Below are 15,645 nucleotides of genomic sequence, written 5' to 3' on the forward strand. Positions count from 1 at the left end.
TCGCGGCACGCCTCCGGCGGGCGCGGGGCTCAGGGGGCCGCGGCGGCGTCGAGCCGCCCGACGGCCAGGGCCGTCTGCAGCACGTACGACTCCCGCGCGTCCAGCGGGTCCCACCCCGTGACGTCCGCGACGCGCTTGAGCCGGTAGCGGACCGTGTTGGGGTGGACGTACAACGTGCGCGCGGCGGCCTCCAGCGAGCGCCCCGCGCCGAGGTACGCCGACAGCGTCTCGAGCAGCGAGCCCTGGCTCGCGGCGAGCGGCGTGTAGGCCCGTTCGACGAGCGCACGTCGTGCGTCGTCGTCACCGACGAGCACGCGCTCGGGCAGCAGGTCGTCGGCGAGCACGGGCCGCGGCGCCTGCTCCCAGCCCGGTGCGGCCGCGAGCCCGGCGAGGGCCGCGCGCGCCGACCGGGTCGCCTCGGCGAGCCCGGGCGCGAGCGGCCCGATGACGACGGGTCCCGGCCCGAACCGCGGCAGCAGCGACATCGCGGCGGCGCGCAGGTCGCCCTCGCCGCCGAGGAACACCACCAGGCGGTCGCCCATGATCCCGACGAGCGCGTCGTCGGCCGACCGGCGGGTCGCGCGCCGCAGGTCGGCCGAGCGCACCTCGTCCATGTGCGCGGCGGCCGTGCCGACCACGACGAGCGTCGAGCCGCGTCCGCTCCACCCGAGCGCCGACACGCGCGAGCGCAGCGAGTCGTCGCCGTCGCCGCGCACGAGCGCGTCGACCACGAGCGCCTCGAGCCGCGCGTCCCACGCGCCGCGCACCTCGGCGGCGCGCGCGTAGACCTCGGCGGCCGAGAACGCGACCTCGCGCGAGTACCGCATGACCGCCTCGCGCAGCTCGCGCTCGGCGCCGGGCGCCGCGAGCCGGTCGGAGTGCGTCTCGACGACGTCCACGACGACGCGGACCAGCTGCAGCGTGTGCTGCAACGAGATCGACCGGGTCAGCTCGGGCGGCGCGGCCGCGAAGATCTCGCCGACGCCGTGCGGCGGGCGCGTCGGGTCGGCGTACCACGAGATGAACGCCGTGATGCCGGCCTGCGCGACGAGGTTGACCCACGACCGGTCCTCGGCGGGCAGCGCGCGGTACCACTCGAGGTCGGCGTCGAGCCGGCGCATCGCGGCCGCGGCGAGCAGCCCCGCGCCCTCGCGCACGCGGCGCTGCGTCTCGCTCTGGTCGGCTCCGGCCGGGGGGAGGACGGGGGCCGCCGCGCCGGCCTGCGGGGTGGTGCCGCGGCGGCGGGGCGTGCGCGCCGCCGGCGTCCTCGGAGACGTCGCCATGGCCGCGAGCATAGGCGGCGGGCTTGTGGGAAGTCGACAAAGCCGTCGCGCGTCGTCGAACGGCGGGGGCGCTCCCAGAACGGGTGCGGACGGGGCAGAACGGATAAGGTCGCGCCATGGCTCTCCTGCCCCGCCTGCGCCAGCTCATGCGGCGACCCTCCTCGGCCTCCCGGGTCGGGGCGCGCCGCCCGACGACGGCCTCGCGCCGGGGGGACACCCTCCACGAGGACGCGCTGCGGTCGATGCTGAGCGACGACCCCAACAACGAACGGGCCTTCCAGGCGCTCGCCGAGATCGTCCGCCGCCGCGCCGCCGAGTCCGTGCCGGAGGACGACCCGCTGACGGCCCCGAACGCCGAGCACGAGCGGCAGCACGCCGCCGATCTGGCGGTCTGGGCCCTGGGGGAGGAGCTCGCCGGCAACCCCCGCGCCTGGTACCCGCTCGTGGAGCTCGCGCGGCTCTCGGTCCGCGACGACCACGAGGGCACCATCCGGCGGCTCACGACCGCGGCCGAGCGCGACCCGTCCGGGCTCGCGCTCGCGCAGGCGCTCGCGCTGCTGTCCGAGGCGGGGCAGCCCGTCGAGGCGCTCAACCTCGGCGTCGGGCACTGGCGTCCCCGCGAGCACGCCCCCGAGGTCGCGCGCGCGCTCGTGCACGCCGCGCTGCTGGCCGACCGTCCCCTCGAGGCCAAGCAGCACCTGGCGTCGCTCGACCTCTACCCCGACGCCTCGGCCGTCGCTCCGCTCAAGGCGGAGCTGACGCGCGAGGTCGCGCAGGCCCAGCAGTCCATCCCCGGCACCTGACGCCGGGCAGGCGCCGCCACGGCGGCTGCCTCCGCGTCACGGTCCAGGAACGACGAGACCCCCGGCCGCTGCGGCCGGGGGTCTCGTCGTGCGCGGGGGCGCGCGTCAGGCGTCGCCGCCCGTGTTGCCGGACGTGCCGGCCGTGACGTCGTGCAGGCGGTAGCGCTCGATGGCCTGCGCGGGCAGGGACGGGTCGACCTTGCCCTCGAGCACGAGCTGCTGCAGCACGCGCACGACCGTCGACGGCCCGTCGATCTTGAAGTGACGACGTGCGGCGGCCCGCGTGTCCGAGAAGCCGAAGCCGTCGGCGCCGAGCGTCGCGTACCGGCCGGGGACCCACGCGCGCACCTGGTCGGCGACCAGGTGGTCGAAGTCCGTGGTGGCGACGAACGGGCCCTCGGCGCCCTGCAGCTTGGCGGTGAGGTACGGCGTGCGGGGCTCCTCGCCCGGGTGCAGGAACGCGTGCTGCTCGGCGGCGAGCGCCTCGCGGCGCAGCTCGTTCCAGCTGGTGACCGACCAGACCGCGGCGCGCACGCCCCAGTCCTCGGCGAGCAGGTGCTGCGCCTCGATCGCCCACGGCACGGCGACGCCGGACGCGAGGATCTGGGCGCGCGGCCCGTCACCCTCGGCCGGGGACACCAGGTGGATGCCCTTGAGGATGCCCTCGACGTCGACGCCCTCGGGCTCCGCCGGCTGCACCATCGGCTCGTTGTAGACCGTCAGGTAGTAGATGACGTCCTGGTCGCGGCCCTGCGCGTTCTCGCCGAACATCCGCTCGATGCCGTCGCGCACGATGTGCCGGATCTCGTACCCGTAGGCCGGGTCGTAGTGCACGACGTGCGACATGGTGCCCGCGAGCAGCGGCGAGTGGCCGTCGGCGTGCTGCAGGCCCTCGCCCGTCAGGGTCGTGCGGCCGGCGGTGGCGCCGATGAGGAACCCGCGCGCCATCTGGTCGCCCGCGGCCCAGAACTGGTCGCCGGTGCGCTGGAACCCGAACATCGAGTAGTAGAAGTAGAACGGGATCAGCGGCTCGCCGTGCGTGGCGTACGACGTGCCGACCGCCTGGAACGCGGACGCGGACCCGGCCTCGTTGATGCCGGTGTGCATGATCTGCCCGGCCTCGGACTCCTTGTAGCTCAGCATGAGCTCGCGGTCCACGGCCATGTAGTTCTGGCCGTTGGTGTTGAAGATCTTCGCGCTCGGGAAGATCGAGTCCAGGCCGAACGTGCGCGCCTCGTCGGGGATGATCGGCACCAGGCGGTGGCCGAACTCCTTGTCCTTCACGAGGTCCTTGAACAGGCGCACGAGCGCCATGGTCGTGGCGACCTCCTGCGTGCCCGAGCCCTTGGCGAGCGTCTCGTAGACCTTGTCGCCCGGCAGCGTGAGCTTGGTGTGCGTGCTGCGGCGCTCGGGCACGAAGCCGCCGAGCTGACGGCGACGCTCGAGCATGTACTGGATCGCCTCGTCCTCCGGCCCCGGGTTGTAGTACGGGGGCAGGTACGGGTCGGCCTCGAGCTGCTCGTCCGTGATCGGGATGTGCAGCGAGTCGCGCAGCGTCTTGAGCTCGTCGATCTTGAGCTTCTTCATCTGGTGCGTGGCGTTGCGCCCGGCGAAGCCCGAGCCCAGGCCGTAGCCCTTGATGGTGTGCGCGAGAATGACGGTCGGCTGGCCGGTGTGCTCACGTGCGGCCTTGTACGCCGCGTAGAGCTTGCGGTAGTCGTGGCCGCCGCGCTTGAGCGCCCAGATCTCGTCGTCCGTCATCTTCTCGACGAGCTGCTTGGTGCGCGGGTCGCGCCCGAAGAAGTGCTCGCGGATGAACGCGCCGTCCTCGGCGCGGAACGTCTGGAAGTCGCCGTCGGGCGTCGTGTTCATGAGGTGCACGAGCGCGCGGTCCTTGTCGGCGTTGAGCAGGGTGTCCCACTCGCGGCCCCAGATGACCTTGATGACGTTCCAGCCGGCGCCGCGGAACTGCGCCTCGAGCTCCTGGATGATCTTGCCGTTGCCGCGGACCGGGCCGTCGAGGCGCTGCAGGTTGCAGTTCACGACGAACGTGAGGTTGTCCAGGCCCTGCTGGGCGGCGTGCTGCAGCATGCCGCGCGACTCGGGCTCGTCCATCTCGCCGTCGCCGAGGAACGCCCAGACGTCCTGCTGGCTCGTGTCCTTGATCCCGCGGTTGTGCAGGTAGCGGTTGGTCCACGCCTGGTAGATCGCCGACGACGGGCCCAGGCCCATCGACACCGTGGGGAACTCCCACAGGTCGGGCGCGAGGCGCGGGTGCGGGTACGACGGCAGGCCGCCGCCGGGGTGCGACAGCTCCTGGCGGAACCCGTCGAGCTGGTGCTCGGTCAGGCGGCCCTCGAGCAGGCCACGCGCGTACACGCCGGGGGAGGCGTGCCCCTGGAAGTACACCTGGTCGCCGCCGCCGGGGTGGTCCTTGCCGCGGAAGAAGTGGTTGAGGCCGACCTCGGTGAGCGTCGCGACCGACGCGTACGACGAGATGTGGCCGCCGACCGAGATGCCGGGACGCTGCGCGCGCGTCACCATGACGGCGGCGTTCCAACGGATCCAGGAGCGGTAGCGGCGCTCGATGACCTCGTCGCCCGGGAAGTACGGCTCGTTGTGGACCGCGATGGTGTTGACGTACGGGGTGTTCAGCGACGCCGGGATCGCGACGTTGCGCTCACGTGCGTGCCGCAGCAGGCTCATGAGGACGTACCGCGCGCGCGGGCCGCCCTTGTCCCCGATCAGGCCGTCGAGGGACTCGAGCCACTCACCGGTCTCCTCCGGGTCGATGTCCGGGACCTGGCTGAGCAGACCGCCGATCAGGGGGCCCGTCTCGTCGATGGAAGCCACCGGTGCTCCTTCGCGTCTCGTGCGCGCCCGGCGCCTGTCGGCGCCTCGGCACGCTCCGTGTCGGCACCCGACGCCCTGACACGTGTCGGCAGGGGGATGGCGGGTGGTCGCACCATTCTCCGTCCGTCGAGGCCCGAAAGTCACACCCGCGGGCCCTGATCAGGGCGTGACGTCGGTGACACGCGTTCCCGCTGCCCGCTTCCCAGGGCCTCGGGGCGTGCGGTGGGCTAACGTGTCCCGACATCAACAGGTGGGTCCGCGTCACGTGAGCGGCCCCGGGAGAAGGGAACCGCTCGACGTGTCACCCACCGCGGACGACGCCGTGTCTCAGGCGGTCGCTCGGCTCGGCTTCAGCTCCGGGCAGACGATCCAGGAGCTCGGCTACGACGACGACGTCGACGGGGACGTGCGCGCGGCGCTCGAGGCCGTCACCGGCAGCGAGCTCGTCGACGAGGACTACGACGACGTCACGGACGGCGCGATCATCTGGTTCCGCGACGACGACGGCGACCTCACCGACTACCTCGTCGACGCGATGACGGTCCTCGACGACTCGGGCCCCATCTGGGTGTTCTCGCCGAAGGCCGGGCGCCCGGGCCACGTGTCGCACTCCGACATCGAGGAGGCCGCGACCACGTCCGGCCTGCACGCGATGACGACGTTCGCCATCGGCCCCGACTGGTCGGCCACGCGTCTGGCGACGCGCGGCCGCGGCAAGTGAGCGCAGGGCAGGCCCTGCGCGTCGGCGACCCCGTCCCCGACCTCACGCTGCCCGACACGCACGGCACGCCCGTGGCGCTGTCCGAGCTGCGCGGCGAGCCGCTCGTGCTCGTGTTCGTCCCCTTCGCGTTCTCGTGCACCTGCACGGGCGAGCTCGGCGAGCTGCGCGACGAGATCGGCCTGTTCGACGACGCCGGCGCCCGGCTCGTCGCGGTGTCGTGCGACGCGATGTTCACGCTGCGCGCCTGGGCGGAGCGTGAGGGCTACCCGTTCGACCTGCTGTCGGACTTCTGGCCGCACGGCGCGGCAGCGCGTGCCTTCGGCGTGCTCGACGAGTCGACCGGGCACGCGCTGCGCGGCTCGTTCCTCGTCGACGCCGACGGCGTGCTGCGCTGGAGCCTGGTGCACCCGCGTGGCCGTGCGCGACCCCTCGAGGCCTACCGCGAGGCCCTCGCGACGCTCTGACGCCCGTGCGGCGTCGATCACGCGGCGCGCGCGACGCTCGGGTCCCGGGCCCGGTGACGCGTGCTGGTGGGCCCGGCCGGTCTCGAACCGACGACCTCCGCGGTGTAAGCGCGGCGCTCTGACCAACTGAGCTACAGGCCCCTGCGGTCGGTCAGCCTACCGGCGTGCGGGCAGCGCCGACGCCGCCGTCGCCGGGCGCCGCGGGTGGCCCGCGCCGTAGGCTTCCGGTGTGCGAGCGACAGTGATCCACGGCCCCCGCGACGTGCGCGTCGAGCAGGTGCCGGACCCCGAGATCCAGCGACCCACCGATGCGGTCGTGCGCGTCGTGGCGACGTGCGTGTGCGGCTCCGACCTGTGGGGCTACCGCGGCGTGCGGCCCACCGACGGCCCTCACCGGATCGGGCACGAGTTCGTCGGCGTGGTCGAGGAGGTCGGGTCCGACGTGCGTCGCGTGCGCGTCGGCGACTTCGTCGTCGCGCCGTTCTCGATCTGCGACAACACGTGCGTGCACTGCCGCAACGGCGTCCACACCTCGTGCGAGCAGGTCGCGTGGTGGGGCTCGCCCGACCACGACGGCGTGCCGTCCGACGGCGCGCAGGGCGAGTACGTGCGCGTGCCCCTGGCCGACGGCACGCTCGTCGTCACGCCCGAGCACCCGGACGACGCGCTGCTGCCGCACGTCCTCACGCTCACGGACGTGCTCGGGACCGGGCACCACGCCGCGCTGTCGGCGGGCGTGCGCGCCGGGTCGACCGTGGCGGTCGTCGGCGACGGCGCGGTCGGGCTGTGCGGCGTCATCGCGGCGCGCCGGCTCGGTGCCGAGCGGATCGTCGCGATGTCGCGCAACCCGGCCCGGCAGGCGCTCGCGCGCCGGTTCGGCGCGACCGACGTCGTCGCCGAGCGTGGCGACGAGGGCGCGGCCGCCGTGCTCGACCTGCTCGGCGGCGTCGGGCCTGACGGCGTGCTCGAGTGCGTCGGCACCAAGGAGTCGATGGCGCAGGCGCTCGCGACCGTGCGGCCCGGTGGCCGCGTCGGGTTCGTCGGCGTCCCCGCGGGCGGTCCCGAGCTGCCGGTCGGGCTGATGTTCGGCACGAACAAGGGCGTGGTCGGCGGCGTCGCGCCCGTGCGCGGCTACATCGAGGGGCTGCTGCCCGACGTGTGGGCCGGGACCATCGAGCCGGGCCTGGTGTTCGACGGGACGTTCGCGCTCGACGACGTCGCGGACGCGTACCGCGCGATGGACGAGCGCACGTGCACCAAGGCGCTCGTGCTGCCGTGACCGCGACGCTCGCGGACGTCGTCCGCGCCCTGGAGACCCGGTACCCGCCCCGCACCGCCGAGCAGTGGGACCGCGTCGGCCTCGCGGTCGGCGACCCCGCCGCGCCCGTGCGGCGCGTGCTGTTCGCCGTCGACCCCGTCGCGGCGGTCGTCGACGAGGCCGAGGAGTGGGGCGCCGACCTGCTCGTGACCCACCACCCGCTGCTGCTGCGACCCGTGCACTCGGTCGCCGCCACGACGTACAAGGGTGCGCTCGTGCACCGCCTGGTCCGCGCGGGGTGCGGCCTGTACACGGCGCACACCAACGCGGACTCGGCGCACGGCGGTGTCGCCGAGTCGCTCGCCGACGTCCTCGGCCTCGTCGGCACCGTGCCGCTCGTGGCCGCCGACGCGCCCGCGCTCGACAAGCACGTGGTGATGGCGCCGGTCGACGTCGCCGACGCGCTCGTCGACGCGATGGCCGCCGCCGGCGCCGGGCACGTGGGCGCCTACGAGCGGTGCGCCTGGACCACCACCGGGCAAGGGACGTTCACGCCGCTCGCGGGTGCGGCACCCGCGGTCGGCGAGGTCGGGCACCGCGAGACGCTGCCCGAGGTGCGCGTCGAGATGGTCGCGCCCCGCGGCCTGCGGGCGCGCGTCGTCGCCGCCATGCGCGCGGCGCACCCGTACGAGGAGCCCGCGTTCGACGTCCTCGAGCTCGCGGCGCTGCCCGGTGACACGGGGCTCGGGCGCGTCGGGACGCTCCCGGAGCCCGTGCCGCTCGTGCGGTTCGCCGCCGACGTCGCCGCGGCCGTGCCCGCCACGGCGCAGGGCGTGCGCTGGGCGGGCGACCCGGACATGCCCGTGCGGCGCGTCGCCGTGCTCGGCGGGTCGGGCGACTCGCTGTTCGACGCCGTGCGCGCCGCCGACGTCGACGCGTACGTCACGGCGGACCTGCGTCACCACCCCGCGTCCGAGCAGCAGGAACGCGCCGCGTTCGAGTCGGCGGGGGGCCCGCCGCGGCCCGCGCTGGTCGACCTCGCGCACGCGGCGTCCGAGTGGGTGTGGCTGCCGCGCGCCGCGGTGGACCTGCGCGCCGACCTGGCAGCCGGGGGCACTACGGTGGAGACCCGCGTCAGCACGCGCCGCACCGACCCGTGGACGGGACACGTGCGGCAGACGTCCCAGCCGGAAGGATCTCCGTGAGCACCGCCCCCGCAGCCGACCAGCGACGACTCCTCGACGTCCAGGAGCTCGACACCCGACTCGCGCAGCTCGCGCACCAGCGGCGGTCGCTCCCGGCGCTCGCCCGGATCGTCGAGCTCGACGCCCAGCTCGCGGACCTCGACACCGCGCTCGTCACGTCGCGCACGGCGGCCTCCGACCTGCGCGCCGAGCTCGCGAAGGCCGAGGCCGACGTCGCCCAGGTGCGCAACCGCGCCACGCGCGACCAGCAGCGCCTCGACGCGGGGCAGGTGTCGGCGAAGGACGCGCAGGCGCTCACGAGCGAGCTCGCGAGCCTCGCGGCCCGGCAGTCGCACCTCGAGGACGTCGAGCTCGAGGTCATGGAGCGGCTCGACGCCCACGAGGCGGCGCTCGCCGAGCTCGAGCAGGCGCACGCCGCGCTCGTGTCCGCGCGCGACGAGGTCGTCGCCGAGCGCGACGCCGGCTGGGCGCAGGTCGACGCCGAGGCCGACCGCGTGCGTGCGCAGCGCGACCGCACCGCGGACGGGCTCGACGCCGGGCTCGTGGCGCTCTACGAGCGGCTGCGCGGCCAGCTCGGCGGCAGCGGGGCCGCGGCCCTGCGCGGCAGCCGCTGCGAGGGCTGCCGCCTCGAGCTCAACCCGCTCGACCTCGAGGCGATCCGCGCGCGCCCGGCGGACGCGATCGTGCGCTGCGAGGAGTGCGGCCGGATCCTCGTGCGGGGCGCCGAGGGCTGACGCCCGCGGACCGCGGGCCCGCCGGTGCGGGAGGCCGCGCCCGGGCGGGGGCGGTGGCGCGCCGACCCCGGTTGGACGCCCGACCGCGCACGGCAGAGACTGCGGGGGTGATCCCGACGCAGCCGGCCGACGCCTCGCCCGACCCGACCTCCGACCCGCTCGCGGTCGACCCGGCGGACCCGACCGCGTCGGGCGCCTCGGCCACGCCGCGGCGCCGGGCGTCCCGGCCGTCCGGCGCGTCGCCGCGCTTCGACGACGAGCAGCCGACGACGGTCGTGCTGGTGCGGCACGGCCAGACGACGATGACGGTGTCCCGCGGGTACTCGGGCTCGTCGGAGCCCGGTCCGCCGCTCGACGAGCACGGCCGTGCGCAGGCCCGGTCCGCCGCGGCGCTCGTCGAGCGCGTCGGACGCGACCTGTGGGGGGACATCCCCTTCCCGGGCGAGGTCGTCGCGTCCCCGATGGTGCGCACGCAGGAGACGGCCGCGGTGATCGCCGAGCGGCTCGGGCTGCCGGTGCGCACCGACGCGGCCTTCCAGGAGGCCGACTTCGGCGCGTGGCAGGGGCTCACGGCCGAGCAGATCGAGGAGCGGTGGCCCGGCGAGCTCGAGCCGTGGCACACGTCGGGCCGCGTGCGGCCGCCCGGCGGCGAGTCCATCGCCGACGTGGGCGAGCGGCTGCGGCGCGGGCTCGACGCGCTGCGCGCCGGCGGCGGGGACCGCACGGTCGTGGTCGTGTCGCACGCGGTCGCGATCCGCGCGGCGCTCGGCGTCACCCTCGGGTCGGATCCGGGCACCTGGAGCCAGCTGCGCGTGGCTCCCGCGTCCGTGAGCATCGTGCGGCTGTTCGCCGACCGGCGTGACGAGATCGCGGTCGCGGGGGCGCCGAGCGAGGGCTGGGCGCGCGGCTGAGGCGCTCGTGTGCGGCGTTCCGGCGGCCTGGCCGCCGGAACGCCGCACAGGGGTCGGCAGGCACGTGGCGGGCGTACGCCGAGCCGCGCAGCCCCAGGACGTCGCACCGGCGAGCGGGCCGCGTCGACGCGGCCCGCGCGGGTGTCAGAGCACGACGAGGCTGAGGGTGCGCGCACCGCGTCGCGGCGCGGGCCCGAGCTCGACCGCGTGCAGCGCGTCGCCCACGAGCGCGCTGGCGGCGTGCGCGAGCTCCTCGGCGTCGCGCGGTGCGCGGCCGCGCCGGGTCACGAGGTGACGCGTCAGCACGCCACGCGTGTGCTTGGCGTGGTGCGACACGACCGACCGGCGGCCGTCGACCTCCCGCAGCACGCGCACGTCGACCCAGCGGGCGCCCGCCGGCGGCGTCCACGCGGCCCGGTAGGCCGCCGAGCGGCAGTCCACGACGAGGTCGCCGTCGGCCTCGACGTCCAGCGCGTCGCCCAGCGGCCCGCGCCACGCGGCGGCGAGCGGGCCGACGCCTGGGAGGTCAGTCCCCATCGACAGCCGGTAGGCGGGCACGGCGTCGTCCACCGTGAGCACGCCCCACAGCGCCGAGACGACGCGCACGCTCGCGACGGCGCGTGCCCGTGCCGCCGGGCTCAGGGTGTCCAGGGCCGCCGCGCCGTACAGCACGCCCGTGTAGACCCGGGACGCGCGTGCGGCCGGGGCGGTGCGGATCGTCGTGTTGCGCGCCACCTCGGCGGCGAGGCCGGGGGAGACGCCCAGCACGGTGCACGCGTCGGGCCGGGCGCTGACCGCGGTGAGCGCGTCGAGCACGCGCTCGCGGACCGGCGTCAGCGCGGGGTGCGCGAGCGTCGACAGGTCGACCGGGGCGGCGTCGGAGGGGGCGGGCGTCTTGCCCTCGGACGGCGGGAGCAGGACGAGCACCGCACGAGGGTACGGTGTGCGCGCCGGGAGTCCGACGACGCAGGGGTGTGACGTGGCGCAGGTCAAGATCCACGGGCGGCGCTCGGTGTGGGCCGCGCGGCGTGCCGAGGTGTCCGACGCCGTGCACGCCGCGCTCACCGGCGCGTGGGGGCTGCCCGCCGACAAGCGGTTCCACCGCTTCTCCCTGCTGGACGACGACGACCTCGTCGCGCCGCGCTCGGACGCCTGCCTCGTGGTCGAGGTGGTCTGCTTCGGCGCGCGCAGCCCGGCGGCCGTGCGCGCGCTGATCGCGGCGTTCTTCGACGACGTCGCCCCCGCGCTCGGGCTCGACGCCGACGACCTCGAGGTCGTGGTCCTCGAGAGCCCGCCCACGCACTGGGGCATCCGCGGGCGCAGCGGCGACGAGCTCGCGCTGCCGTACCGCGTCGACGTCTGACACGGGTAGGCTGACCGCCGCGGATGAGTCAGCCAGGCGGCCGCGTCGGGACCCTCGGGTCCCGCCGAGGAACGTCCGGGCTCCGCAGGGCAGGGTGGTGGGTAACGCCCACCCGGGGTGACCCGCGGGACAGTGCCACAGAGAACAGACCGCCACGTCGGCCTCGGCCGGCGGGGTAAGGGTGAAACGGTGGTGCAAGAGACCACCAGCGCACCGGGTGACCGGTGCGGCTCGGCAAACCCCACCCGGAGCAAGGCCAGACAGGGAGCGTTCGAGGGTTGCCCGCCCGAGCTCCCGGGTAGGCCGCTGGAGGCGTGCGGCAACGTACGTCGTAGATGGATGGTCGCCACCCCCGCCCGGGCAACCGGACGGGGGGACAGAACCCGGCGTACCGGCTGACTCATCCGCCCTTCGGGCGCTTGACCTGCATGGCCCAGCACCGGGTGAAAAGCGTCACCCGGGAGCCTGGTGCAGCGGGTGAATGCTGCCGGACGACGCGCACATTGCGGGCATAGGCGCTCATTCTGGACATATGGCAGACGAGACCGACCCTCGTGTGGACGTGACCGACGCGGACATCCTCGCCGCGAAGCGTGCCTGGCTGTCGGCCTGCGACCGTGGGCTCGACCCTGCACGTACCGCTCGCCTGCACGACTCCTACCGCTGGTTGGTGAGCGCGCAGGCCCAGCAGATCGCCGAGCAGTTCCGCCAGACGCACCGGCGTCGGCGTGACGGCGGCGACGGGCCCTCCTCGTCGGCGGACGCGGACGAGGACGTACGCCCCACCCGGGGGAGCGACCCCCGCGCCGGGTGATCTTGTCCGTGACCACCCGGCCGGCGGTTGGCGGCGAAGGGGCCGCCCAGTACAACTGGGCGGATGTCCTGATCGTGGGCGCGCTGCGGCGCGTCCTGCGCGAACCCGAGGAGGTGTCACGTGCACGAGCTGGCCCTGTGCCGTCTCGGGACGAAGACCGGCGAGGTCGAGGGCCACGTCCGGACCTTCGAGGGCGACCTGCTCGTGCTCGAGGTGGACGAGCTCCCCGAGGGGCGCGAGATCGGCGACGCGGCGACGGTCACGGTGCTCGACCCGGTGCGCGGCCGCTGCCCGTACGTCGGGCTGCTGGGCGGCATGACGGACGGTGAGGTGCGTGTCGTCGTGCTCGAGCGCGGCGAGCCGAACCAGCGCAGGTCCGCGGCGCGCGCGTTCTACCGTGTGAGCGCGCTGGGCAAGCTGGAGACCGCCGGCGGCACGCAGGCCCTGCCGGTCACGGTCGTGGACGTCAGCGCGTCGGGCGTGCGGTTCGTGACGCGGCGCCTGCTCCACCGGGGTGACGTCGTGCGCTTCCCCATGCCCGTCGGCGACGAGTCGGTCGACCTCGTCGCCCGCGTGCTGCGCGTCGAGGAGGGGCAGCACGAGTGGCGGTACGGCTGCGATCTCCTCGAGCTCGACGAGCGCACGCGCGAGCGGCTCTTCCGGCTGGTGCTGAGCCTGCACCGCGCGTGGGCGCGCGAGCGCGCCGCGCGGCACTGAGCCCGGCACCCGTCAGTGGCCCCCCGTCGCGTCGCCGGGCGTCGCCGGGGCGTCGGGCCGCTGCGGCGGGTGCACCCACGTGACGAGCACGACCGAGATGATCATCAGCAGGAACCAGGACCCGAGCTTCGCCCCGCCGACCGGGTGCCACCCGGCCTCCTGCGACGGGTAGAGCCACGCGCCGGCGAACGTCGCGACGTTCTCGGCGAGCCAGATGAACGACGCCACGAGCGTGAACGCCAGCAGCAGCGGCATGCGCAGACGCGCGGCGTGCACGCGGAAGTGCATGACGCACGGGCCGAAGACGACCACGACCGCGCCGACCAGCACCCAGCGGGCGTCGGCCACCCAGTGGTGCGTGAAGAAGTTCGCGTAGATCGCCGCCGCCACGACGGCCGTCACCCAGCGCCGCGGGTAGCGGTCGAACCGCAGCTCGAAGATGCGGAACACGCGCACGAGGTACGAGCCGACCGCGCCGTACATGAACCCCGAGAACAGCGGCACCGCGCCGACGCGCAGCACGCCCTCGGTCGCGTAGGACCACGACCCGACGTCGGTCTTGAAGACCTCCATGACGGTGCCGACGACGTGGAACAGCAGCACGACGCGCATCTCGCGCACCGTCTCGAGCCGGGTCGCGAGCATGCCGACCTGCAGGCCGAGGGCCGCCAGCGTCAGGGCGTCGTTCCGCGCGAGCCACGCGCCGTCGGGGTACCAGAACCGCGCCGCGAGAAGAAGCGCCAGCAGCAGGGCGCCGAACAGGCACGCCCAGCCCTGCTTGAGCGTGAAGACCGTCAGCTCGACGAGCCACGTCCGCGCGCGTCGGCCCCGCAGGCGCTGGAGGCGGCCGCGCGCCCACGCGTCGATGCGCTCCTCGACGACCGTGAGCTCGCGCACGCCGGGCCGCGGGAGGTGGAGTCGCAGGTCGCGCAGCACGTGACCATCTCAGCGCGCGACGCCCGCCCGCGGGTGCGGGCGGGCGTCGGGTCGGCGGCGGGACCTGTGCAGATCCTGTGACGCGCGTCGTCGGGCGTCAGCCTGGTGTCGTCAGCGTGAGCTGCGCGGGCGGAACCGCTGCACCATGGGGCAGTCGAACGGGTCGCGCGCGGCGAGGCCCACGCGGTTGAGGTACTGCACGACCAGGAGGTAGGAGCGCGCGAGCGACGTCTCGGTGTACGGCATGCCGACGCGTGCGCAGTGCTCCCGCACGATGCGACGGGCCCGCGCGAGGTGGGGGCGCGCCATGCTCGGGAAGAGGTGGTGCTCGATCTGCGCGTCCAGGCCGCCCATGAGCGTCGTCACCCAGGCGCCGCCGCGGATGTTGCGCGACGTGAGGACCTGCTTGGAGAGGAAGTCGAGCCGGCTCTCGGCGGGGATGACCGCCATGCCCTTGTGGTTCGGCGCGAACGACGCGCCCATGTACACGCCGAAGACCGCGAGCTGCACGGCGAGGAACGCGGCGGCCATGCCCAGCGGCAGCGCCCACACGACCAGCGCGACGTAGACGCTCAGCCGCAGGGCGATCGTCAGCAGCTCGAGGTTGCGCGCACGCGTCGACGGCGACGCGAGGAGGCTGCGGACCGCGAGCACGTGCAGGTTGACGCCCTCGAGCGTCAGCAGCGGGAAGAACAGCCAGCCCTGGCGGCGCGTCAGGGCGCCCATGAACCCGCTCTGCTGCGCGGCGTCCTGCTCGAGGAACGAGATCGTGTCCCGCTCGATGTCCGGGTCCTTGCCGATCCGGTTGGGGTTGGCGTGGTGCCGCGTGTGCTTCGTCATCCACCACGAGTGGCTGATGCCGACGACGCCGTTGGCGAGGATCCGCCCCAGCCGGTCGTTGGCGGGGCCCGTCAGCATGACCTGGCGGTGCGACGCCTCGTGCGCGACGAACGCGAACTGCGTCAGCACGATCCCCAGGCCGGCGGCGACCGCGAGCTGCCACCACGAGTGGCCGATCAGCACGAACGCGGTCACGAGGCCGGCGAGCGCGACGGTGAGGCCGGCGACGAGCCAGGCGTAGAACCCGAGCGTCCGCTCGAGCAGACCGGCCTCACGCACCTCCGCCAGGAGCTCGTGGTAGCTGCCGGTGGCGGCCGCCTGTCGCGGGCGGGTGGGAGCGGTGGGTACGGGTGCAGGAGCCACATGACCTCCAGGGCTCGACGTCGACTTCCCAGCCGTGGAGTGAGCAGGTGCTCGTCTTCCGGATGCCGCCCACCCTACGGGACCGTAGGTTGCGTGTCTCCGTCCGGGGCGGGTCGATCTCGTGGAGGTGCCGCGTCGCCCTCGCGCACGACGTCGAGCCGTTGCCGCTCCTGCTCGGCCACGAGGTGCGTGACGCTCGGCTGGAAGATCTCGACGAAGTCGCCCATCATCCCGCCGCCGCCAGTGACGCCGCCGCCGTCGGCGTCCCGCCCCGAGCGGACGCTCACCCGCCAGCGGTCGAACCACCCGTGCGCCACGGCCCGGTCGAGCGCCACGAGCGCGACGACCACGGCCGCGACGACCACGACCCAGCCGGGCAC

Annotated in this window: 16 protein-coding genes, 1 tRNA gene and 1 other RNA gene; 11 read left to right on the forward strand and 7 right to left on the reverse strand. The window is 74.8% G+C overall.

Translation table 11 applies throughout. The annotated features are described in order from the left end of the window. Positions 1–29: 29 nt before the first annotated feature. On the reverse strand, positions 30–1,283 hold the full coding sequence (locus E4A51_RS02585) for a CdaR family transcriptional regulator (RefSeq protein ID WP_046530607.1): 1,254 nt from the start codon (positions 1,281–1,283) through the stop codon (positions 30–32). A gap of 116 nt (positions 1,284–1,399) precedes the next feature. On the opposite strand from E4A51_RS02585, the gene E4A51_RS02590 reads away from it, so the two are divergent. Beyond that, positions 1,400–2,086 carry a hypothetical protein gene (locus tag E4A51_RS02590; protein ID WP_070318656.1) on the forward strand — a complete coding sequence of 229 codons (687 nt, stop codon included), beginning with the start codon at positions 1,400–1,402 and terminating at the stop codon, positions 2,084–2,086. Between the two features lie 105 nt (positions 2,087–2,191). On the opposite strand, the gene aceE is transcribed toward E4A51_RS02590, so the two are convergent. Continuing rightward, positions 2,192–4,939, reverse strand: a complete 2,748-nt coding sequence (aceE, locus tag E4A51_RS02595; RefSeq protein ID WP_046528614.1) for a pyruvate dehydrogenase (acetyl-transferring), homodimeric type — start codon at positions 4,937–4,939, stop codon at positions 2,192–2,194. Between the two features lie 298 nt (positions 4,940–5,237). Here aceE and E4A51_RS02600 point away from each other — a divergent pair, with 298 nt between their 5' ends. Continuing rightward, positions 5,238–5,660: a DUF3052 domain-containing protein gene (locus E4A51_RS02600; RefSeq protein WP_046528613.1), complete on the forward strand. Its 423-nt coding sequence runs from the start codon at positions 5,238–5,240 to the stop codon at positions 5,658–5,660. Further along, complete coding sequence (locus tag E4A51_RS02605) at positions 5,657–6,124, forward strand: peroxiredoxin (protein ID WP_134850786.1); 468 nt, start codon at positions 5,657–5,659, stop codon at positions 6,122–6,124. Before E4A51_RS02600 ends, E4A51_RS02605 begins: the two co-directional genes overlap by 4 nt. Before the next feature lie 64 nt (positions 6,125–6,188). Here E4A51_RS02605 and E4A51_RS02610 read toward each other — a convergent pair. After that, positions 6,189–6,265: transfer RNA gene (locus tag E4A51_RS02610), tRNA-Val, on the reverse strand. Between the two features lie 88 nt (positions 6,266–6,353). Here E4A51_RS02610 and E4A51_RS02615 point away from each other — a divergent pair. The 4 genes from E4A51_RS02615 (at position 6,354) to E4A51_RS02630 (ending at position 10,232) form a co-directional block, all read left to right on the forward strand. Further along, on the forward strand, positions 6,354–7,403 hold the full coding sequence (locus tag E4A51_RS02615) for a zinc-dependent alcohol dehydrogenase family protein (protein WP_062102356.1): 1,050 nt from the start codon (positions 6,354–6,356) through the stop codon (positions 7,401–7,403). Further along, positions 7,400–8,587, forward strand: coding sequence for a Nif3-like dinuclear metal center hexameric protein (locus tag E4A51_RS02620; RefSeq protein WP_134850787.1), 1,188 nt, complete (start codon positions 7,400–7,402; stop codon positions 8,585–8,587). Before E4A51_RS02615 ends, E4A51_RS02620 begins: the two co-directional genes overlap by 4 nt. Continuing rightward, the gene (locus tag E4A51_RS02625; RefSeq protein WP_134850788.1) at positions 8,584–9,321 is read left to right on the forward strand and encodes a zinc ribbon domain-containing protein; all 738 of its coding nucleotides are present in this window, start codon (positions 8,584–8,586) and stop codon (positions 9,319–9,321) included. Before E4A51_RS02620 ends, E4A51_RS02625 begins: the two co-directional genes overlap by 4 nt. Before the next feature lie 107 nt (positions 9,322–9,428). Beyond that, complete coding sequence (locus tag E4A51_RS02630; protein ID WP_240696348.1) at positions 9,429–10,232, forward strand: histidine phosphatase family protein; 804 nt, start codon at positions 9,429–9,431, stop codon at positions 10,230–10,232. A 144-nt stretch (positions 10,233–10,376) separates the two neighbouring features. Here the strand turns inward: E4A51_RS02630 and E4A51_RS02635 are convergent, their stop codons facing one another. Beyond that, positions 10,377–11,159 (reverse strand): YaaA family protein, encoded by a 783-nt coding sequence (locus E4A51_RS02635; RefSeq protein ID WP_134850789.1) that lies wholly within the window; start codon positions 11,157–11,159, stop codon positions 10,377–10,379. Between the two features lie 52 nt (positions 11,160–11,211). Between E4A51_RS02635 and E4A51_RS02640 the strand changes: the two genes are divergently transcribed. From E4A51_RS02640 to E4A51_RS02655, 4 genes are all read left to right on the forward strand, one after another. Then, positions 11,212–11,595 (forward strand): tautomerase family protein, encoded by a 384-nt coding sequence (locus E4A51_RS02640; protein WP_134850790.1) that lies wholly within the window; start codon positions 11,212–11,214, stop codon positions 11,593–11,595. A gap of 24 nt (positions 11,596–11,619) precedes the next feature. After that, an RNA gene (rnpB, locus tag E4A51_RS02645) (RNase P RNA component class A) lies at positions 11,620–12,002 on the forward strand. A 125-nt stretch (positions 12,003–12,127) separates the two neighbouring features. Next, positions 12,128–12,409 (forward strand): hypothetical protein, encoded by a 282-nt coding sequence (locus E4A51_RS02650; RefSeq protein WP_134850791.1) that lies wholly within the window; start codon positions 12,128–12,130, stop codon positions 12,407–12,409. A 120-nt stretch (positions 12,410–12,529) separates the two neighbouring features. Further along, complete coding sequence (locus E4A51_RS02655) at positions 12,530–13,126, forward strand: PilZ domain-containing protein (RefSeq protein ID WP_070318648.1); 597 nt, start codon at positions 12,530–12,532, stop codon at positions 13,124–13,126. 12 nt (positions 13,127–13,138) lie between these two features. On the opposite strand, the gene E4A51_RS02660 is transcribed toward E4A51_RS02655, so the two are convergent. The 3 genes from E4A51_RS02660 to E4A51_RS02670 form a co-directional block, all read right to left on the reverse strand. Further along, on the reverse strand, positions 13,139–14,023 hold the full coding sequence (locus E4A51_RS02660; protein ID WP_070318688.1) for a DUF817 domain-containing protein: 885 nt from the start codon (positions 14,021–14,023) through the stop codon (positions 13,139–13,141). Positions 14,024–14,173: 150 nt separating this feature from the next. Continuing rightward, a complete protein-coding gene (locus E4A51_RS02665) occupies positions 14,174–15,265 on the reverse strand; it encodes an acyl-CoA desaturase (RefSeq protein ID WP_070318647.1) in 1,092 nt (363 codons plus the stop codon). Positions 15,266–15,339: 74 nt separating this feature from the next. Continuing rightward, positions 15,340–15,645: a DUF6191 domain-containing protein gene (locus E4A51_RS02670; protein WP_070318646.1), complete on the reverse strand. Its 306-nt coding sequence runs from the start codon at positions 15,643–15,645 to the stop codon at positions 15,340–15,342.

Source organism: Cellulomonas sp. HD19AZ1, assembly GCF_004535805.1.
In the GTDB taxonomy this organism is placed as follows: Bacteria; Actinomycetota; Actinomycetes; order Actinomycetales; family Cellulomonadaceae; genus Cellulomonas; species Cellulomonas iranensis.

Excerpts from the sequence above, each read along its gene's own strand:
- E4A51_RS02585 (WP_046530607.1), bottom strand. The coding sequence starts at position 1,283 with ATGGCGACGTCTCCGAGGACGCCGGCGGCGCGCACGCCCCGCCGCCGC.
- E4A51_RS02590 (WP_070318656.1), top strand. The coding sequence starts at position 1,400 with ATGGCTCTCCTGCCCCGCCTGCGCCAGCTCATGCGGCGACCCTCCTCG.
- E4A51_RS02650 (WP_134850791.1), top strand. The coding sequence starts at position 12,128 with ATGGCAGACGAGACCGACCCTCGTGTGGACGTGACCGACGCGGACATC.